Source organism: Neorhizobium puerariae (assembly GCF_042429745.1).
Classification (GTDB): domain Bacteria; phylum Pseudomonadota; class Alphaproteobacteria; order Rhizobiales; family Rhizobiaceae; genus Neorhizobium; species Neorhizobium puerariae.
Genome location: NZ_JBHMAA010000015.1, coordinates 208,700 through 225,693 on the forward strand (window position 1 = coordinate 208,700; position 16,994 = coordinate 225,693).

Genomic DNA, 16,994 nt, shown 5'->3' on the forward strand with positions numbered 1-16,994 from the left:
TATCGGCTGGTCAGGTCAGGCGGAGATGCCGGAAAGCGCCCTGGCGAAATCCTCAAGCAGGTCCTCGGTGTCCTCGATGCCTGCGGAAAGGCGCAGGGTGCCGGGCGATATGCCGAGCTCGGCGCGTGCTTCGTCCGTCAGGTTCTTGTGCGTCGTGGTGGCCGGATGCGTGATCAGGCTCTTGGAATCTCCGAGATTGTTGGAGATCCTGACGATCTCCAGCGCATTCTGCAGCTTGAAGGCGGCTTCCTTGCCCCCCTTCAGCTCGAAGGCGACGAGCGTCGAGCCGCCCTTCATCTGCCCGGCGACGATGTCGGCCTGGGGATGGTCCTTGCGGCCCGGATAGATGACGCGCGCGACCTGTTTCTGCTCGGCCAGGAAATCGGCGATCTTCGAGGCGCTCTCCGTCTGCTGCTTGACGCGCAGCGGCAGCGTTTCGACGCCCTTCAGCAGCGTCCAGGCGTTGAATGGCGACATGGCTGGGCCGGTATGGCGGAAATAGTCGTGCAGGTTCTCGTCGATCCAGGCCTTGTCGGACAGCACGACGCCGCCGAGGCAGCGCCCCTGGCCGTCGATATGCTTGGTCGCCGAGTAGACGACGATATGGGCGCCGAGTTCCAGCGGCTTCTGGAAGAGGGGCGTCGCAAACACGTTGTCGACCACCACCTTGGCGCCGATCTGGTTGGCGAGCTTGGCGACGCCGGCGATATCGACCACTTCGAGCGTCGGGTTGGTCGGGCTTTCCAGGAAGAAGACCTTGGTTTTCGGCGTGATCGCATTTTCCCAGTTTTCCAGGTAGCGGCCGTCGACCAGCGTGCAGTCGATGCCGTATTTGGGAGCAAGCGTCTCGACCACCCAGCGGCAGGAGCCGAAAAGGGCGCGGGCCGCGACGATATGGTCGCCGGCCTGGAGCTGGCAGAGGATGGCCGAGGTGACGGCGGCCATGCCGGAAGCCGTGGCGCGGGCGTCTTCGGCGCCTTCCAGGGCGCACATGCGCTTTTCGAACATGTCGTTGGTGGGGCTGCCGTAGCGCGCGTAGATGAAACCGTCCGTCTCGCCTTTGAAGCGTGCTTCGGCCGCTTCCGACGTGTCGTAGACGAAGCCCTGGGTCAGGAAGATCGCTTCCGAGGTTTCGCCATATTGCGAGCGCAGCGTGCCGCCGTGAACGAGCTGGGTTGCCGGGCGCCATTTGTTTGTCATGCTAGTCCCCATTCCAAAACAAAAAAACCGGTCGCAAAAAGCAGACCGGTTTCGCACCCGGTCCTTTTAGCCACTTGTTTAACGTGGCTGCAAGCCGACCGGCCAAATCACCACGGGATAAAGCTGCCATACGCCTGCTCTCGGCTTGCGTCAATGGCTCTGATTTGGTTTTGTCGCGTTGAAATACGGAAGAGACATGATGGCTCGCGAAACAGGCATTCTGGCGGACCGCGCGATTGCGGCGCTTTTCGAAAATGGACGGCTGATCTCGGAGCGCGAGCTGGATCACGATCAGATCCAGCCGGCGAGCCTCGACCTGCGTCTGGGCGCGAAAGCCTTCCGCGTCCGCGCAAGCTTCATGCCGGGTCCCACGAGCCTCGTCTCCGACAAGCTCGACAGGCTGAAACTGCATGTGATCGATCTTTCGGAAGGCGCGGTGCTCGAAACCGGCTGCGTCTATATCGTTCCGCTGATGGAGAAGCTCGATCTGCCGGCCAACATGTCGGCGTCGGCCAATCCGAAAAGCTCCACCGGCCGGCTCGATATCTTCACCCGCGTCATTACCGATTACGCGCAGGAATTCGACAAGATCCCGGCCGGCTATTCCGGTCCGCTCTATCTCGAAATCTCTCCGCGCACCTTCCCGATCGTCGTGCGGCGCGGCTCGCGCCTGTCGCAGATCCGGTTCCGGGTCGGCAACGCGCTGCTCGGCGAGCCGGAGCTGCTGCGGCTTCATCGCGACGAAACCCTCGTCGCCGCCAAGCAGCCGAATGTCACCGGCGGCGGCATCGCGCTGTCGATCGATCTTGCCGGCGACAAGGACGGCCTCATCGGTTATCGCGGCAAGCACCACACGGCCGTCGTCGATGTGGACAAGAAGGCCCAGCACGACATTTTCGATTTCTGGGAGCCGCTCTACAGCCGCGGCCGCAACGAACTGATCCTCGATCCGGACGAATTCTACATCCTTGTCTCGCGCGAGGCGGTGCATGTGCCGCCGCTCTACGCCGCGGAGATGACCCCCTTCGATCCGCTGGTCGGCGAATTCCGCGTCCATTACGCCGGCTTTTTCGATCCGGGGTTCGGCCATGAAGAGGCCGGAGGGCGGGGTAGCCGCGCGGTCCTCGAAGTGCGGAGCCACGAGGTGCCTTTCATCCTGGAGGACAGCCAGATCGTCGGCCGTCTGGTCTACGAGCATATGCTGAAAAGACCGGAAGGACTTTATGGCGCGGGCATGGGATCGAACTATCAGGCGCAGGGCCTGAAGCTCTCCAAGCATTTTCGCGTCTGAGCGCGCCAGGGCCGCTTGACAGGCCGCCTCTTCTGTTGGAAGTCTCAGGCCATCGTTTTGCGCATGCCTTGCCCCGAAGCGGGTTTCCTCTTTCGGGCAGTTTGCGTTCTGCGGGTGTAGCTCAATGGTAGAGCAGCAGCTTCCCAAGCTGAATACGAGGGTTCGATTCCCTTCACCCGCTCCATTTTATCTCAAAAAACGCAGCAATTTCAGTTACTTAGGAGTTTCGTCATCGTCCTATTACACACTTGATTGCACAGTTCGAACGCTGGTGGGAAAGCCAATCAAGCACGCTGACCGGCAAGGAACGAATGAGCGCGCGCCTTGACCGCATGAGCTTCATCGGCCGTCGCGGTCATCGTGGCAATCTGATTTGCGAGAGCAGCGACAGGGACCGCAGCCGCTTCTATCGCGGCGTTCTCAGTGTCCGGTGAGACATCATCTGGGATCGCTTGCACCATTGCGTCATAGACGCGGCGGGCTGCATCCAGCTTCCGGCCCAAGGCGATCAGGTCGGCGTCGTCATTCTGTGTCATCGCTAGGCGTCCTCACAAGATAGCCAAGCCGGCCGGCACGGCGAAATACGAGTATCGTGGGTCATCAACAGGGTTACGGAGAGAGATATCAGCTGTCAAAGCCGGTAAGATTGAGCCGATAGCCCTTCCGGTGACCGACGCTCACCACAGCCACGCCCGAGCCAGCCAGCAGCCGGTCAAGCTCTTCAATCGCCAGCCGCATTGAGATGTAGCACCGGTTGGGCGAAGGCCCCCCATCCGGGTCATCCGCAAACATAGCGTCGAATAAGACATCTGACATAACTCGCGCGCCCTTAGCGTCCCAAAGCGCCTCTAAAATCAGCAGAGCGTGGCCGGTTATGCCCCGCTCATCAACAAGATCGTAAAGATCGGGCACGTTTACTGGAGCGCGGCAGCATGGGCAGGCAGTCATTGCGTTACCTCCAAGAGGTCACCGACCATGCGGGTCATACCATGGCGCAATAACGTTTGCTCAACGTCATCAACCACAGGCACGCCATATCGCAACGGCTGCGGAAAGGGCTGTGTTGAGCCGATCCAGTAATCATCTCTGCCGCCGACACGCATCCAACATGTCACCCCGGCTTTGCGGTACAGCCGCTTGAAGGCTGGCTTTTCCACCGCGCCCATCACAACCGGCGCGGACGCGAATACATGGCTCGCAAGTTCAAGCGCCAAGCCCCTGCCGGAAAAGTGAGGATGGACAGCGAGCATCGAAAGCCGCAGCGGAAAATGTTCGGTTCGCACTGAGCAGACAGCAACCGCAATGAAATTATCGTCAATGCTGATCGCATAGATCGGTGCGGTTGCCTCACTGTCCGTCGCAAGGCCAGATTGCTCATCTGGACAATCAGCGTTTTCGACAGAGAAGATCGGGCATGCGAAATTGCCATAAGCCGCCGCTGCCTTGATCCGCTGCTCTCTTGGCATGTTGTGTGAGATGTGACCAAGAGCGAAATCTACCGCCTGGGCACGGTCGTTGAAGTGTGTGAGTGATCTAATTCTCATATGTCTCAACTCAGTAGCCACGGCGACGGGCCTCAGCCACAGCCTTCTTGATGATGCGAATGTCATTTCCCGCCCCACGCCGTTCCAGGCTGGCGATTGTGCCGGGGGCGATCTCTTCCATGTCGCGGATGAAAGCCCGAGCGGCGTTGAGATCATCGTCGGAAATGCTCGCCGCCTGCACAGCAGCCATGCCCGCCGAGTACGACGCCGCAAGCTGTTCCTCGCTCAGATCGCCGAAGCTGGCTTTATTCACCTCTTGCAGAGCCGCAAACGCTTCATTCACGGTTTGCTTGTCAGTGCCGTGATCGATCGCATCATCAATGATCGCGTCCCTTGCGAGCTTGAGGGCTTCTCCGCGTGGCCTGTCGCCTTCACTGAACGCCTCGATAACGGCTTGGTCCATGCATGCCACCACCTCCGCGAATTTGCCGCTGCTATCCGTCAAGAAGTCTTGGCCGGCCTTTTCCGATGGTTTGCGAGCTTCTTCCCCAAACAACATCTCAGCCGGATCGGCAGGTGTCTGACCGGCAGAGCGGTGAGGAGGCGCGGCCGGCGCAGGAGCCTTGACAGTCCACGTTGGCGTAAGGGTCGGCGGTCGGAGCCCGTTATCAGCTGGCGCGGCCGGTTTCGCCGGTGCGTCCGTAGGGAATAAGAGGTGAGCAGGATCGAGATCAGCCATCACGCGGCCTCCGTTTCGCTGTCGTTTTTGAGCAGGAAGCGCCAGCCAATGCGTGCAATGTCGGCAATGGTGCGCTGGTCGCTGACGCGAATGAGTGTACCTCTTGCCAAAGCATTGACGCGATCGAGGGCGAACGCGGATATCCCCTTCCTGCCGACAACGCCTTCATCGGGTAGCTGGCGGGCGGCGGCGAGCGACGAACGAACTTGTCCTTCAAGCCGGGCGAGATCGGTGATGGCGACCGCCAGCCGATCGGTGAGGCTATCAACAAGCTCAGCCTGAGAGATCAGCAACACCGCCGCCTCTCCTGCATCGCTTACGTGCTGGGCGCGAACCTGGGCTTCGTCGGCGGCTTTGGCTTCTGCCTCACGCTTTAATGCTTTGGTCTGGGCGCGCTGGAGAATTTTCTGTTCGATCTTGAGGCGCTCGATCCGCGCATTTGCGGCAGCGGCTTCACTGCCTGCGCCCTCGACGCCTGCGACGGCCTCGGCGGCGTTGCGATCAAAATCGGCTTCCGCGTCGGACAGCGCGTTATCGAGCGCAGCGAGCTTTTCCGCGATATCAATGGAGTTGACCATTTTCATTCTCCAGCCTCCTGTGCTGCATATTCTCCCCAGGCGTTTTCGACGGCGGCAAGGAAGTCGAAGGGCTGGCCGGTAATGAGAGCGTTGATGGCAAAATTCGTAGCTGGTTCGCCGGTGCCGGCGCGCACCAAAGGAACGCCGGGCGCGGCGTCCAAGACAGCTTTGCGCATGGCATCGTGCGCGGCATTGTACGCCGGGATGGATGCGAGGAATGCGTCATATGCCGTCTGGCAGGTTGCGGCAGTGGCGTTCAATTCAGAGTAAAGGGCAGGGTCAATTGCCATTCTCATTTCCTTTCGAGATCGTAAGAGCCATGCGTTGGATCGTAATCAACGCTGACGGACGGTGCGGGCTCTGGCCATGCTAGAAGCGGCCGATACGGCTCAGCGGCGGCGGGCTTCTCCACCCAATCAGCAGAGGCAGAGGTTGCGGGAGCCTGAGTGCGTTCATCCGGCTTCTCAGGCTCCGGCTCCCTACGCGACGCCGACAAGGGGGAAACGGCGTCGTGTTTGTTATTCTGTTTGCTTTCTACGGATGAAGGCTGGACGTTAAGGACGACCGGCCGCGCTGCCGCCATCAGCGCGACATCCTCAGCGGTTCTTGTCATCGCGCGGGCAAGACGGTCGGAGAGCGAAGGATTGGCGTCCAGCACTTCCGCCTGTGCTTCAAGGCGAGCGCGAGCTACGCGGCCTTCCAGTTCAACCAGAGCATCCGGCTCCATCTCGACCGGCTTGGGACGGGCATGGAGATACTGAGCCGCAGCCTTCGCCGCGTCTAGGCGCACATCCGCTGGCAAGCTCTCATCGTTCGCGACTGTTGCGAAGTGCATGACAGGGCTCCACGACGGAAACGCCGTAGCTACTTCCGCGATCGCATCCGCAGCCCGGCGCAACGAGGGCCGGCCCTTCTTCCGCCCAGCGCCTTCACGCGCTCCACCGTGTTCGTGTAATGGTTCCGTGTCCAACTTGAAAAACCCCGGCTAATTTTCAAGTTGAAGGTACGCGCCGAATGGTTGGCGTCACCACTGACCAGATGTATTTTCCAGATTTAAGAGGGAACGCAGGCGATTATGAGCTTTGCGGATGACGCAAAACAGTTCTGGAGCGCGACCTATTTCCTGCGCCGCGCCCAGGGTCGGGACACAAGAATGGCCGTGAAGGTGCTGCGCCGTCTCACAGGCTCATCAAATGCGACGATCGCCGCCAAGGCCGAACAGTCATTGGTGGAACACGAGGCCGCGACGCGGCGAATGATCGGAGCGCAGATCAAGCGCCGGCCGGCTTTCCGACGCGAATGACCTCGCCAAGCAACACGTCCAGATCAGCGGCGAAATGTACCTGCACCGCCGTTGGAACGTCCTCACGTTGCCGGATGGGCGAATGCAAGTGCATGTCAGCGATATTGCGGAGTGATGTTTCCAGCCGCTGCATATTGCCCTTGAACGACTTGTTCGTCTTTGGCCCGCCGTAGTTGCTCGCGACTTCTGCAAACGTGGCGAAGCCTAGGACAGGAGGAACGTGGTTGAGGATCGTCCGCAGCAGCATCGCCGTGGACATATGGCATCGGTTCGCGGCAGCGACGTTGATTTCCCGGCAGAGTTCGACAAGCCGAGAAAAATCCCAGCTACTCGCTCCCATGCTTTGGAGTGCGGCGATCCGGGCGTGATCGACATATGGCTTAACGCCGGGCGGCGACGGCAAAGGCTTGGCTCGTTTGCGCTGAATTCCGCGAACGGCAGCGCGGACGATGCTGGAGGCCTCTTGAACCGAAGCATAAGAAGGCCCGCCGAAGAAGCCACCAGCGCCCGAATTTACGGCGTGAACAAGGTTCAACGAAAATTCGTTCGCATGGCCCAACTCGCCGTCAATGATGGATTTCGCCTCGATAGCCAGAGCCTTGAAGTTTGCGGAATGCTCTGTCGGCAGGATCAGCCCTTCCATTCTGCTGTCCTTAAACAACGGGAGCAGAGCGTCCATGCCGTCAGCTATTGCGGTCAGTTCTTCGATCATGGGAGAAGATTGCCGTTTTGTGTTTTGGACAACGAAAACAAGGTGACACGCGATGACACGCGTATCAGTGCATTGTACTCCCCATAGATATTCTAGCCTTATACCCCTGTATATAATCCACATTTATTCTCGCATGCGTATGGTAGGAAACACGCGTGTCATCGCGTGTCAGCGTGTCAGTCCGGGCACAAAAAAGGCCGGTGACGATCACCAGCCTCAATTTCGATCAGCCTTCTCGCGGCACTCACCAATCAGGATCGGACCTACGGGGCGAGCGGTCCTGTAGCGCTATTCCCTCATAGTATCGCAGTTGCACGCCGCCAACGCGAGGCTGTGTGACGCGCAGACCGGACACGGCGGCGCGCAGATCGCGACCGAAGCTCTGAGCGGTGCCCGCTTCTCTACGTCCGTTCGCCTCGCACCAATCACGCCAAGCGTCGAATATGTCGCCCGCAGATATCCGTTGTCCTGGGGCAACAGTGCAACATGCTTTGACGAAGGCAGCGATAGGCGATCCGAGAGCTTCCAGTTCTTCCACCGCTTCTTGCGCGCTGTCGGGCGGTACGAAACATCCCCGCTTCCTAAGCCGCAAATATCCCTCCCTTGCCCAATTCAGAATACCGGGAAGCTCATCGATCAGGCGATTGCCCAACCCGCGATCCTCCTTGCCGTAAAAGGAATTGGTCATGGTCAGGACTAGGAAGCGCGAGGCCAGCGCGCCGGACGCAGCTGAAAGGCGAGGAAGCTCGTTCGACATGATAACGAAGCGCACTCCAAGCCTGCCGGTCCATGCCGCCTGAAACTTCCGATCAACCGTGATGCTGTCCTCGCCTGAGATCGAGAGAAGCCGTTCAGCAATCGCGGACTGGTCGGCTTTTCCGCTCAGACGCGCATCACCAATAATGGCGACCGATTTCCCGATCAAAGGGGCAAGACCGAAATTCATTGCGAGGCTGGCAAGGGTGGGGGCTGTCACGCTCGCATGACCGAGAAGCGCGGTGAGGATGCGAGCGATTGTGCCTTTACCGGAACGCTTTGGCCCAACGATCAGCGGTATCTTCTGGTGCGACGTGTCCGGTGAAAGCAGATATCCGAAAATATCCTGTAGGGCATCGATCGACTGCCGATCGTTCGGCCAGATCATTTCAAGAAACCGTAACCACTCCTTGGGCTCCGGCGCATCTGGATCGAACGAAACGCTGGATGCATTGAGGCAGAAGAATGCCGGGGATGGAGAGAACAAGCGCCCGCTTGGCAGGTGCAGAAGGCCATTCAACACCGGAAGCAGTTCGCCCGGCGTCGGCTTCCCGTTGCCGTCCGTAAGCCAAGCCGGAGCCTCTGTGCTGGCCGGCAAATTGCAGACAGCCTTGAATGCAGCAACGACATTCTCGACCTCGCCCTTGTTCGGTTGAAATGGAATTACTTCCCCTTCCTTCCCATAGCGGCGCGCATTGTCGAGATAGTTCCAAATCTGCGCTTGCGTACTGTCTGTGTCTGCATCGCGGTAGCACGCGCTATCCCATCGCCAGAAGGTGCCACGATAATGATGCACCGTACGCAACCCTTGATCCGTGAAGCGATCCACGACGAGGGCACGGGCGGAGGGCATAGGGTCGCGAGGATCGAGGACGGGCCTTCCCGCTGCATCACGCGCCATTTTGAGCCCATCTCGAATAATTGCCTCCTCCGCCCGAGGCCGTTTAAACGCGAGCGGCGTCGCGTCGTCGGCAGGCGTTGGCGTGGCTGTGCGGTCGGTATTCCCGGCAGAAGAGTGAGGCGCACCAGCGGGTTTTGCAGCGGCCTTGTCGGCTGGCGGGGTCCATGGGCGGACGGTCGCTTTCATGAAGGCTTCCAAAGATGCTTTATCCCAGCCATCCTCTATAGCGTTTGCGCAATCCCAGCCCTTGGGAGGCGTTTCTCCAGCCTCCCAATCAGAGAAGAGATACCCCATCAGAAATCCTCCCCAGGGTGAGGAATTGCATCATCAGTTTCGTTGTCGCGGCTTTGAACTTGGCCGAAGATGCGCCAAGCAGTGACGCCGTAAAGATCCTCAAGGCGGACAAGCCACTCCTGAAACCGGAAGGCAAAGCCGATGGCCGAGGCGATCTTTTCGCCCTGCGAGCCATCTCCTGAAACTGGTTTGGTTGGTCTTGCGCCTGGATCGTTTAATCGGCTCTCACCGATTATCGCGCTAACGGTCTTCTCCGCCTCGACCAACCGCCCATAGCTCAGGAGCATACGGGCACGATGTTCTTCGCTCAGGCTGAAATTGCGATACAGATGATCGGCCCGCTTCCCTATCGCCTCAAGCTCAGGGTGATCGAGCGGTGAACGCCAATCTGCGCCAGAAACAGTGCGCGGGAAATTCGGTGTATATTGCATTGTTGCCCTCTTAGGATTGCGGAGGGCAGTGTTTGTTGCTAGAATTACAACGCTCGTATCGTTGATGTAGCTTCACTGCCGCATTGAAGTTTTTGAGAAACCCATGGTGCCAGCCGTGGGTTTTCTCGTTTCAGGCCACATCGCGCGCGGCCTTGGCCTTGTTGATGATTTCAAGGATTTCGGATTGTGGCCAACGGCTCAGGCCTCCCAGCTTCACGGGAGCAGGGATTTGGCCGAGCCTTTTCCAGCGCCAGAACGTCGGCTTGGAAATGCCAAGAATTGCAGCGGCTTCATTGTCGGTAAGCAGTGGGTCGGTGTGTGCGAACGTCATCCTTACGTTTCCTTTCGTATCAGATGACGTTAAGTTTCCTCGCCAATGGTTGTTGTGAGTTCATACCCTCGCGAATTTTTTTACCGTGCGCCCGCTTGCATCTGTATAAGCTGACCTGTGGTCGGCACGTCGGCTTGAGCGTCATCCTTGCCCGTGGTCACGAACCGCGCCCAACGGTCCATCCAGCCGCGCCGGATGTCCAGAAGATCTGATCTCATATAGCTCGCCTCGACCTTGCCCATGACGGAATGCGCCAAGATCATTTCGCCAATGTCGCGAGGGCATCCCTTCTCCGCGAGAAACACTCGCAGGCTTGAGCGAAACCCGTGCGGGCGGGCTTCCATCTCACGGCGCTGCATAAGCCGGCTGAGCGTCATGTCTGACAGGGCAAGGCCGCGCGGGCTTGCGAATAGCAGGCCGTTGCGGGATTGGCGTTTCGCCTCTTCGATAACCTCAAGTGTCTCGGCCGAGAGCGGGACGCGGAAATCGGACGCCTTGCCCTTTTGCCCCTTCATCAGGTCTGCCGGGACCGTCAGCACATCGCCCTCTATGTGATCGAGGCGAGCCAACCGAACCGGAGCCGATCGCAGGCCAGTCAGTATCAGGAAGCGGATCGCCAGATGCGTTGCCGATCCGTCATTGAGCGACGCATAGAACGCCGGCACCTCTGCCCACGGTAGAGACGGAATGTTCTGAACTTCATGGCCCTGCGCGCCTAGCAACGCCTGCGCCTTTGCACATGCCTGGAGATCAACGGCATATCCGAGAGCCGCCGCGTGCTTCATGACGATCGCAAGCCGCTGGATAGCCTTCTCTGCCGTTGAAGCCTTGGCTTTCCAGATTGGCCGCAAGGTGTCGCGGATCAAGATCTGATCGATATCTGCTACGGGCGTCTTGCCCAACTTCGGCAACACATGGTTCTCAAGCGGCCCGTACCACCGACCCGCCTTGCCATCGCCTCTCAATCCGGCCTTGCGAGCCTCGAACGCATCACGCGCCACGTCTTCCAAAAGGTGAAGGTTCCGAGCGGCGTCCCGACGCTGGCGCTCCCGTTCTTGAACAGGATCGCGGCCGTCACGCGCTACCGCCCGCCACTTGGCCGCAGACACGCGCGCCTCAGCGAGCGATACGTCAGCAATTGAGCCGAGCCCCATGTGTCGCAGCCGGCCGTGAACGGCGACACGGAGCATCCAGCTTCCCGTGTCCTTGCCCGACTTCAATAGCCAGAGACCGCCGCCGTCACCGTATTTGCCAGCAGGCGATTGCCTGACATGAACCGCGCTCAACTTTTCCCGTGCCATGCCCCAGATCCATTACACACTTCTATCTACACAGCTAAGGTAGAAGGGATGATGATCCGTGACAACGTAATATTACAAAAACCCCTATTTTTTCAGGATTTCTGAATTTCTGGATGACCAAATAGAACGGCTGATAACGAGTGAGAATTTCTGATTGTTCTAGTCTGTGCGCTTCACCCGCTCCATGTCCTTCATCGTTCCTTGGCGTCGATGCTCCCGCCCGTTCCGGGGTCTTGAACGGCACTTTTCCCGTTCCTAACTGTTAGATGCCGGGGCTTGATGAGACCGGTCTTGTCACAACGACCTTTGGTGGGTGGCTATTATGGAACAGATGAAGAAGACATTCCGTGATCTCAGCGTCGATGAACGCGAAGAGATTTTCGTCGACATTGCGCAGGTTCTCGAAGGGACCGCGCAGGAAGCGTTTGTCGAGGGCAACCGCGATTTCGCGGCCTTGTCGAGCAATATGGCCGAGGCGATCCGGATCAATGCCAATGAACTGGCGCGCGAGGATCTGGACATGGCCGAGCAGATGCTGCAACAGGCAAGCGCCATGATCTCGCAATTCAACGCCGCCCATCCCTATCGGATGGTGAGCCGCGCCATTCATTGATTGAGGCCGGACCCGAACCGTCAGGGCAGGCGCGGCCTGCCTTGCGGCCCATGATCGGGAACCGGGGCAAGCGCCCGGTCCGGCGGCAGGCATCGCAACCGGTCAGGTTTCGTTGTTTCTTCCGACAGGCTTGTGGGGCGTCTTGTTCCAGAAGAAGGGGCGGGAGTGCAGCTCCAGCACCGCCCTCCATGCCGCGGCCGAGGTCATCAGCCAGTAGAGCGGCACGCCGATCCAGCGCCAGCCGATCAGCCTCTTTTCGTAGTGGATCATCGATCCCATGCCCAGCCCCAGGAAGATCAGGTAGCTGCCGAGGATATTGACGCTGTCGATGACGAAGAGGGAAAACGTTCCGGCGGGAATGTGACCCGCAGGCGCCTGCAGCATGGAATGGAGGCCGATTCCCATGAAGACGATGATCAGCGGGTGCAGGAGCGAAGAGATCAGCATCCCACCGATCATCAGCTGGAAGATGCCGAAGGCCGGAAGTCCCATTTCGCGGGCCAGCCGGTGCGGGTTGCGCATCAGCACCAGCCAGGTCTGCAGCCAGCCCTTGAACCAGCGGCTGCGCTGGCCCATCCAGACGCTCATCCTCGTCGGCGCGTCCTCCAGCGTCTGGCGGGTGATGATGTCCGAACGATAGCCCAGGCGGTAGAGGCGCAGCCCGATATCCGCGTCCTCGGTGACGTTGAACGGGTCCCAGCCGCCGGCTGCGCGCAGGGCTTCCGTGCGGAAATGATTGGACGTGCCGCCGAGCGGCAGCGGCATCCGCGTCCTGGCGAGCATCGGCAGCAGGCCGCGGAAGAGGCCCGAATATTCCAGCGAGAACAGTGCGCTGATCCAGGATTCCCTGGCGTTGGTGATGATCAGCGGTGCCTGCAGGCAGGCAAGCTCCGCCGGCGACGTCCGGAAGCGCGCATACGCCTCCCGCAGCTGTTGCGGATGCGGCCTGTCCTCCGCGTCATAGATCGCCAGGAATTCGCCGCGCGCGGCCCCAAGCGCATAGGTGAGCGCCTTGGGCTTGGTGCGCGGGTTCGAAGGCGGCACTTCCACGATCTCGAAATGGGGGCCGGGACAGAGGGCCTTCAGCGCCGCAAGGGTCTCCTCGTCGTCCGCTTCGCAGACAAGCTTGATGTCGAGCAGCGGGTGCGGCCAGTCGAGCCGTGCGAGGCTGGCGATCAGCTGCTCGGCCACGGCCGCCTCGCGATAAAGCGCCACCATCACGGTGTAGCGGGGCAGGGGGCCGTCCCGGGGCAGTACGAGGCGCGGGGCAGGAGGCCCGAATTGCTGCCGGGTGAAGGCCGTGAACCGCAGGATCAGCGACGCGAGATAGACGAGCGACAGCAGCACATGCGCGAACAGAAGCGTCGTGAGCGGCATGACGATGAAGGCCGAGATGAGGGCGGCAAGCCCCAGCCCGGCATAAAAGCCCTGGTTTCCCGCAAGGACGATGCGCGCGGAAAAGGCGGGAAAGCAATCGAAGAGTTCCGTGACGGTCTCGCGCACCCGCCGTCCGGCGCCCGCTTTCCAGACGGCCCGGCGGATCGCCGAGGGCGTGGTGATCGCAAGCTCCCGGCCAAGCGCCGGCATGGCGGAAAGAGCGGCCCCGAGATGGGCAAGCCTGCCCGCTTCCGGCACCACCGCCACCTGTGGAGCCCGGTGTCGATGGACGATCCGGATCTGGCAGGGACGCTGCAATTGCGTATCGAGCATCGGCGTGTCGGCCACCAGGGCTGCGTCGATCGTCTCGACGAAGGGCAGGCGCAGGAAGCGGGCCATGGCGCCGTAATAGGCGGTCTCGTCGATCAGGCCGCTATGCAGCAGCTCGCTTTCGATACGGGTTCCATTCTGCCGCGCCCTGTCGGCGAGTGCCGAAAGCAGCGGCTTGGAAAAGCCGAGTGCGGCAAGTGCTGTGAGCTCCGGATCTGCCGGATGGCCATGGATATGATCTGCGATCGCGGTTGCCGGTGAAGCAGGCGCCTGCCGCGCATCATCTTGCACCGGCGATGCCGCCGGCGGATATTCCCCTAGACGCATGACTCTGCTACACCGCCCGCAAGCGGACGCCCCAACCTGTCCCGATCTGGATCATAGCGATGCGTCTTGTGATTGCATCCCCGAAAATCAAGGGGTTCTTCAACCTTCTGCAGCTTTGCCTTGCGGCGGGCATGCTGTTTTCCACTGCGGTTCCGGCAAGGGCTGCGGACGGGGAGGGCACGCTGCCGTTGACGTTCGACACGCGCGAGCGGCTCTCCCGGCCCGATCTTTCGGCCGTCATGCGGGTGCGGATTCTCACGACGGTTGATTTTCCCCCGTTCAATTTTGCCGACCAGACGGGCCGGCTCGCTGGCTTCAACGTCGATCTCGCCCGCGAAATCTGCGCCGAACTGCAGATCGAGGCCAAATGCCAGATCCAGGTGCTGCCCTTCGACGAGCTGGAAAAGGCGCTGGAAAGCGGCGCCGGCGAAGCGGTGATGGCAGGTATCGCTGTGACGCCGGAGAGGCGCAAGCGCTTCGCCTTCTCGCGGCCCTATCTTGGCGTACCGGCCCGTTTCGCCCGCAATCTCGGCGCGAAGATCGACGGCGACACGGCCGCGGCTCTTGCGGGAAAACCGGTCGGTGTCGTCGGGGGAACGGCTCATGAACTGATGCTGAAGGCCTTCTTCCCGAAGGTGACCGCCATCCCTTTCGACAGCTACGATGCAATGCTGGAAGCGTTGAAGACGGGCAAGGTGGACGCGGTCTTTTCCGATGGATTGAGGCTGCCCTTCTGGGTGGCGGGCGAGGCCGCGGCAAAATGCTGCGCGCTTTTCGACGGACCCTATGTTTCGGAGAAATTCCTGGGTGAGGGATTGTCCGTCCTGCTCCGCAAGGGCGATCCGACCCTTGTGGCCGCTTTCGACCAGGCGCTCGGCATGCTCTCTCGCAACGGCCGCCTGCAGGATATCTACCTGCGCTATTTCCCGAACGGCCTTTACTGACCGCGTGACCGCGCGGAGCTGAGAATTCTTTCCTACCTGTTCTTTTTACTGGCTTGCCCAGATGATGCGCGCCATCCAGTCCACCTCGGAAAGGTCGAAGACACGGTTCGCATGTTCGGGGTTGAGGGAGAGGAGTTCCACCGTGCGCGCGCTCTGCCGGGCGAGCACCTTGGCCATGACCTCGCCCTCCTTGGTCTTGAGCACCACGCGGTCGCCGCGCCGCACCTGCGCGCCCGGTTCGACGATCAGCACGTCGCCGTCGCGATAGAGCGGCAGCATCGAATCGCCCTGCACTTCCAGTGCGTAGACGCCGGCCTTGCGGGACGGGTCGACGGGAAATTCCACCACGTCCCAGCCCTGGCCGGCCGGAAAGCCGCCGTCGTCGAAAAAACCGCCCGCACCGGCCTGGGCAAAGCCGAGCAGGGGGATCGTGCCGCCCTGCGGCGGGAAATTGCCGTCCGGAAGCGCCGAGCGGCCGGCCGAGGCGGGAAGGTAGCTCATGAACTGGTCGACGGTGGCCCCCGTCGCCTCCAGCACCTTGGCGATCGATTCCGTCGAAGGCCAGCGCAACCGTCCGTCCGGCCCGAGCCGTTTGGATTTGTTGAAGGACGTCGGGTCGAGGCCGGCTCGCCGGGCGAGCCCCGACGGGGTCAGTTGATGACGTTCGGCGAGCGTGTCGATCGCGCTCCAGATGGTTTCATGTGACAGCATCTTGCCCGTACCCTGTCGGCGCACAAGACAAGCCGGATGAAACCGGCGCTCGGCGGCACCCTTCGATCAAAAACCTCTTCGCGCGGCCTTCAAGCGGTCGGCAGGCCTGCGCGGACATCCCTGATTTTAACGGAGCCACGGTCTCACGTAAAGAGCGGAGAGGAATAAAATCCTGTCTCCGCGCATCCGTGTCAAGCCACCAGCGCCATGTTGATCTTGCTGAGCTTGATGACCGCCTGGGTGCGGCTGTCGACATTGAGCTTCAGGAGGATTGCCGAGACATGCGCCTTGATGGTCGCCTCGGAGACGCCGAGTTCATAGGCGATCTGCTTGTTGAGCAGGCCTTCGCCGAGCATTGCCAGCACGCGGCTCTGTTGCGGGGTGAGCGTCTTCAGCCGGTCGATGAGTTCGGCAAGCCCCGGGTCTTCCTCCGGCGCCGAAAGATCGCCCTTGGGAGCCCAGATGTCGCCCTCCAGCACGGCCTGGACGCCGGCGCGGATATCGTCGAGCCCGGAGGATTTCGAGATGAAGCCGGAGGCTCCGAGTTCCAGGGCCCGGCGGATCGTGGCGCCGTCGTCGCTTGCCGAAACGATCACGATGGGCAGGCCGGAAAATTCGGCTCTGAGCGACATCAGGCCGGAAAAACCGCTCACGCCGGGCATGGCGAGATCGAGCAGCATCAGGTCGGCTTCGGGATTCTGTTCGGCGGCATGCCGCGCGGCCTCGAAATCACCGGCCTCGATGATGACGAGTTCCCCGGCAATCCCCCGGACTGCCTGGCTCAATGCGCCGCGAAACAGCGGATGGTCGTCTGCGATGATGATTGTGAGTGTCTGCATTCCCACGCCCCCTCCCAGAGCATAGTCGTGCCTTTATTGCCTTCGGGAAGTTGTAAACCTCTCGGGAGGCTGAGACAAGTGCGTGGTTTCACGTACGGTTCGGCTGTGGCTTGACGGCTTCCCGCTGGTCGACGAATTCGCCCACGATCGCCATGAAACGCCGCATGAACCGCTCCATGATCGAGAGCGACCGGTCCACTTCCTCGTCGGTGGGAAGCGCCTTCGGCGGCGGCGTCTGGCCCGCCGCCCGCTCCTCAAGCGCGGTGACGCGTTTTTCGAGCCGGTCGAGTTCCTGTTCGTAGGCTGCCCTTTCATCCGGCTGCATGCGGCAGGCGAGCGTGCCGTTCTCGTCGCGGCAAAGCGTCATCGCGCCGGTCTGCGTGTCGAGCCTGACGATGCCGTGTTCCGTCCGTTCGAGCTGGAAACGGTTCGGCTGCTGCGGCTGCTGGGCAAGGGCGGTGCCCGGAATGGCCAACGCCACGGTCAATAGTGCCAAGACCTTCATCTTCTGGTCCTCCTGGAGCACGCCGCC

General features: G+C 60.9%; 21 protein-coding genes, 1 tRNA gene and 1 riboswitch. Of the genes, 5 read left to right on the top strand and 17 right to left on the bottom strand.

Features of this window, described 5'->3' with window-relative positions:
* Window positions 1-15: 15 nt before the first annotated feature.
* Entirely contained in the window at window positions 16-1,200 is a 1,185-nt protein-coding gene (locus tag ACFFP0_RS14280) for an O-succinylhomoserine sulfhydrylase (RefSeq protein WP_377261795.1), read from the bottom strand.
* A gap of 45 nt (window positions 1,201-1,245) precedes the next feature.
* Window positions 1,246-1,324, bottom strand: a riboswitch (SAM riboswitch).
* Between the two features lie 72 nt (window positions 1,325-1,396).
* Between ACFFP0_RS14280 and ACFFP0_RS14285 the strand changes: the two genes are divergently transcribed.
* Both ACFFP0_RS14285 and ACFFP0_RS14290 read left to right on the top strand, forming a co-directional pair.
* The gene (locus tag ACFFP0_RS14285; RefSeq protein ID WP_377261797.1) at window positions 1,397-2,491 is read left to right on the top strand and encodes a 2'-deoxycytidine 5'-triphosphate deaminase; all 1,095 of its coding nucleotides are present in this window, start codon (window positions 1,397-1,399) and stop codon (window positions 2,489-2,491) included.
* A 110-nt stretch (window positions 2,492-2,601) separates the two neighbouring features.
* Window positions 2,602-2,675: transfer RNA gene (locus tag ACFFP0_RS14290), tRNA-Gly, on the top strand.
* Window positions 2,676-2,775: 100 nt separating this feature from the next.
* Here ACFFP0_RS14290 and ACFFP0_RS14295 read toward each other — a convergent pair.
* From ACFFP0_RS14295 to ACFFP0_RS14325, 7 genes are all read right to left on the bottom strand, one after another.
* Window positions 2,776-3,027 (bottom strand): hypothetical protein, encoded by a 252-nt coding sequence (locus ACFFP0_RS14295; protein ID WP_377261799.1) that lies wholly within the window; start codon window positions 3,025-3,027, stop codon window positions 2,776-2,778.
* Window positions 3,028-3,115: 88 nt separating this feature from the next.
* Complete coding sequence (locus ACFFP0_RS14300) at window positions 3,116-3,439, bottom strand: hypothetical protein (RefSeq protein WP_377261801.1); 324 nt, start codon at window positions 3,437-3,439, stop codon at window positions 3,116-3,118.
* Window positions 3,436-4,035 carry a GNAT family N-acetyltransferase gene (locus ACFFP0_RS14305; RefSeq protein ID WP_377261803.1) on the bottom strand — a complete coding sequence of 200 codons (600 nt, stop codon included), beginning with the start codon at window positions 4,033-4,035 and terminating at the stop codon, window positions 3,436-3,438. The genes ACFFP0_RS14300 and ACFFP0_RS14305 overlap by 4 nt, the downstream gene beginning before the upstream one ends.
* Window positions 4,036-4,045: 10 nt before the next feature.
* Window positions 4,046-4,714, bottom strand: a complete 669-nt coding sequence (locus tag ACFFP0_RS14310) for a hypothetical protein (protein WP_377261805.1) — start codon at window positions 4,712-4,714, stop codon at window positions 4,046-4,048.
* Window positions 4,714-5,298: a hypothetical protein gene (locus tag ACFFP0_RS14315; RefSeq protein ID WP_377261807.1), complete on the bottom strand. Its 585-nt coding sequence runs from the start codon at window positions 5,296-5,298 to the stop codon at window positions 4,714-4,716. The genes ACFFP0_RS14310 and ACFFP0_RS14315 overlap by 1 nt, the downstream gene beginning before the upstream one ends.
* A complete protein-coding gene (locus ACFFP0_RS14320) occupies window positions 5,295-5,582 on the bottom strand; it encodes a hypothetical protein (protein WP_377261809.1) in 288 nt (95 codons plus the stop codon). The genes ACFFP0_RS14315 and ACFFP0_RS14320 overlap by 4 nt, the downstream gene beginning before the upstream one ends.
* A 2-nt stretch (window positions 5,583-5,584) precedes the next feature.
* Window positions 5,585-6,127, bottom strand: coding sequence for a hypothetical protein (locus tag ACFFP0_RS14325; RefSeq protein WP_377261811.1), 543 nt, complete (start codon window positions 6,125-6,127; stop codon window positions 5,585-5,587).
* Between the two features lie 240 nt (window positions 6,128-6,367).
* On the opposite strand from ACFFP0_RS14325, the gene ACFFP0_RS14330 reads away from it, so the two are divergent.
* Complete coding sequence (locus tag ACFFP0_RS14330; protein WP_377261813.1) at window positions 6,368-6,595, top strand: hypothetical protein; 228 nt, start codon at window positions 6,368-6,370, stop codon at window positions 6,593-6,595.
* Here the strand turns inward: ACFFP0_RS14330 and ACFFP0_RS14335 are convergent.
* The 5 genes from ACFFP0_RS14335 to ACFFP0_RS14355 all read right to left on the bottom strand — a co-directional run bounded on the left by ACFFP0_RS14335 (window position 6,564) and on the right by ACFFP0_RS14355 (window position 11,321).
* Window positions 6,564-7,307: a hypothetical protein gene (locus tag ACFFP0_RS14335; RefSeq protein WP_377261815.1), complete on the bottom strand. Its 744-nt coding sequence runs from the start codon at window positions 7,305-7,307 to the stop codon at window positions 6,564-6,566. The genes ACFFP0_RS14330 and ACFFP0_RS14335 overlap by 32 nt on opposite strands.
* Before the next feature lie 244 nt (window positions 7,308-7,551).
* Window positions 7,552-9,258 (bottom strand): DNA primase family protein, encoded by a 1,707-nt coding sequence (locus tag ACFFP0_RS14340; protein WP_377261817.1) that lies wholly within the window; start codon window positions 9,256-9,258, stop codon window positions 7,552-7,554.
* Complete coding sequence (locus tag ACFFP0_RS14345; protein WP_377261819.1) at window positions 9,258-9,689, bottom strand: hypothetical protein; 432 nt, start codon at window positions 9,687-9,689, stop codon at window positions 9,258-9,260. Before ACFFP0_RS14345 ends, ACFFP0_RS14340 begins: the two co-directional genes overlap by 1 nt.
* A gap of 130 nt (window positions 9,690-9,819) precedes the next feature.
* Complete coding sequence (locus ACFFP0_RS14350) at window positions 9,820-10,020, bottom strand: helix-turn-helix transcriptional regulator (protein WP_377261821.1); 201 nt, start codon at window positions 10,018-10,020, stop codon at window positions 9,820-9,822.
* Window positions 10,021-10,100: 80 nt separating this feature from the next.
* Window positions 10,101-11,321: a tyrosine-type recombinase/integrase gene (locus ACFFP0_RS14355; RefSeq protein WP_377261823.1), complete on the bottom strand. Its 1,221-nt coding sequence runs from the start codon at window positions 11,319-11,321 to the stop codon at window positions 10,101-10,103.
* Between the two features lie 322 nt (window positions 11,322-11,643).
* Between ACFFP0_RS14355 and ACFFP0_RS14360 the strand changes: the two genes are divergently transcribed.
* A complete protein-coding gene (locus ACFFP0_RS14360; RefSeq protein ID WP_377261825.1) occupies window positions 11,644-11,934 on the top strand; it encodes a hypothetical protein in 291 nt (96 codons plus the stop codon).
* Window positions 11,935-12,036: 102 nt separating this feature from the next.
* Here ACFFP0_RS14360 and ACFFP0_RS14365 read toward each other — a convergent pair whose 3' ends face one another.
* A complete protein-coding gene (locus ACFFP0_RS14365; protein ID WP_377261827.1) occupies window positions 12,037-13,932 on the bottom strand; it encodes a glycosyltransferase family 2 protein in 1,896 nt (631 codons plus the stop codon).
* A 95-nt stretch (window positions 13,933-14,027) separates the two neighbouring features.
* Between ACFFP0_RS14365 and ACFFP0_RS14370 the strand changes: the two genes are divergently transcribed.
* Window positions 14,028-14,912, top strand: coding sequence for a transporter substrate-binding domain-containing protein (locus tag ACFFP0_RS14370; protein ID WP_377261830.1), 885 nt, complete (start codon window positions 14,028-14,030; stop codon window positions 14,910-14,912).
* Window positions 14,913-14,957: 45 nt separating this feature from the next.
* On the opposite strand, the gene ACFFP0_RS14375 is transcribed toward ACFFP0_RS14370, so the two are convergent.
* From ACFFP0_RS14375 to ACFFP0_RS14385, 3 genes are all read right to left on the bottom strand, one after another.
* Window positions 14,958-15,623, bottom strand: coding sequence for a S24 family peptidase (locus tag ACFFP0_RS14375; protein ID WP_377261832.1), 666 nt, complete (start codon window positions 15,621-15,623; stop codon window positions 14,958-14,960).
* Between the two features lie 191 nt (window positions 15,624-15,814).
* A complete protein-coding gene (locus tag ACFFP0_RS14380; RefSeq protein ID WP_377261834.1) occupies window positions 15,815-16,462 on the bottom strand; it encodes a response regulator in 648 nt (215 codons plus the stop codon).
* 88 nt (window positions 16,463-16,550) lie between these two features.
* Complete coding sequence (locus ACFFP0_RS14385; RefSeq protein WP_377261836.1) at window positions 16,551-16,967, bottom strand: hypothetical protein; 417 nt, start codon at window positions 16,965-16,967, stop codon at window positions 16,551-16,553.
* Window positions 16,968-16,994 lie beyond the last annotated feature (27 nt).

Bases quoted from the DNA above. Each gene is read 5' to 3' on its own strand.
- ACFFP0_RS14280 (WP_377261795.1), bottom strand. From the start codon at position 1,200: ATGACAAACAAATGGCGCCCGGCAACCCAGCTCGTTCACGGCGGCACG.
- ACFFP0_RS14285 (WP_377261797.1), top strand. From the start codon at position 1,397: ATGATGGCTCGCGAAACAGGCATTCTGGCGGACCGCGCGATTGCGGCG.
- ACFFP0_RS14295 (WP_377261799.1), bottom strand. From the start codon at position 3,027: ATGACACAGAATGACGACGCCGACCTGATCGCCTTGGGCCGGAAGCTG.
- ACFFP0_RS14300 (WP_377261801.1), bottom strand. From the start codon at position 3,439: ATGACTGCCTGCCCATGCTGCCGCGCTCCAGTAAACGTGCCCGATCTT.
- ACFFP0_RS14305 (WP_377261803.1), bottom strand. From the start codon at position 4,035: ATGAGAATTAGATCACTCACACACTTCAACGACCGTGCCCAGGCGGTA.
- ACFFP0_RS14310 (WP_377261805.1), bottom strand. From the start codon at position 4,714: ATGGCTGATCTCGATCCTGCTCACCTCTTATTCCCTACGGACGCACCG.
- ACFFP0_RS14315 (WP_377261807.1), bottom strand. From the start codon at position 5,298: ATGAAAATGGTCAACTCCATTGATATCGCGGAAAAGCTCGCTGCGCTC.
- ACFFP0_RS14320 (WP_377261809.1), bottom strand. From the start codon at position 5,582: ATGGCAATTGACCCTGCCCTTTACTCTGAATTGAACGCCACTGCCGCA.
- ACFFP0_RS14325 (WP_377261811.1), bottom strand. From the start codon at position 6,127: ATGCACTTCGCAACAGTCGCGAACGATGAGAGCTTGCCAGCGGATGTG.
- ACFFP0_RS14330 (WP_377261813.1), top strand. From the start codon at position 6,368: ATGAGCTTTGCGGATGACGCAAAACAGTTCTGGAGCGCGACCTATTTC.
- ACFFP0_RS14335 (WP_377261815.1), bottom strand. From the start codon at position 7,307: ATGATCGAAGAACTGACCGCAATAGCTGACGGCATGGACGCTCTGCTC.
- ACFFP0_RS14340 (WP_377261817.1), bottom strand. From the start codon at position 9,258: ATGGGGTATCTCTTCTCTGATTGGGAGGCTGGAGAAACGCCTCCCAAG.
- ACFFP0_RS14345 (WP_377261819.1), bottom strand. From the start codon at position 9,689: ATGCAATATACACCGAATTTCCCGCGCACTGTTTCTGGCGCAGATTGG.
- ACFFP0_RS14350 (WP_377261821.1), bottom strand. From the start codon at position 10,020: ATGACGTTCGCACACACCGACCCACTGCTTACCGACAATGAAGCCGCT.
- ACFFP0_RS14355 (WP_377261823.1), bottom strand. From the start codon at position 11,321: ATGGCACGGGAAAAGTTGAGCGCGGTTCATGTCAGGCAATCGCCTGCT.
- ACFFP0_RS14360 (WP_377261825.1), top strand. From the start codon at position 11,644: ATGGAACAGATGAAGAAGACATTCCGTGATCTCAGCGTCGATGAACGC.
- ACFFP0_RS14370 (WP_377261830.1), top strand. From the start codon at position 14,028: ATGCGTCTTGTGATTGCATCCCCGAAAATCAAGGGGTTCTTCAACCTT.
- ACFFP0_RS14375 (WP_377261832.1), bottom strand. From the start codon at position 15,623: ATGCTGTCACATGAAACCATCTGGAGCGCGATCGACACGCTCGCCGAA.
- ACFFP0_RS14380 (WP_377261834.1), bottom strand. From the start codon at position 16,462: ATGCAGACACTCACAATCATCATCGCAGACGACCATCCGCTGTTTCGC.
- ACFFP0_RS14385 (WP_377261836.1), bottom strand. From the start codon at position 16,967: ATGAAGGTCTTGGCACTATTGACCGTGGCGTTGGCCATTCCGGGCACC.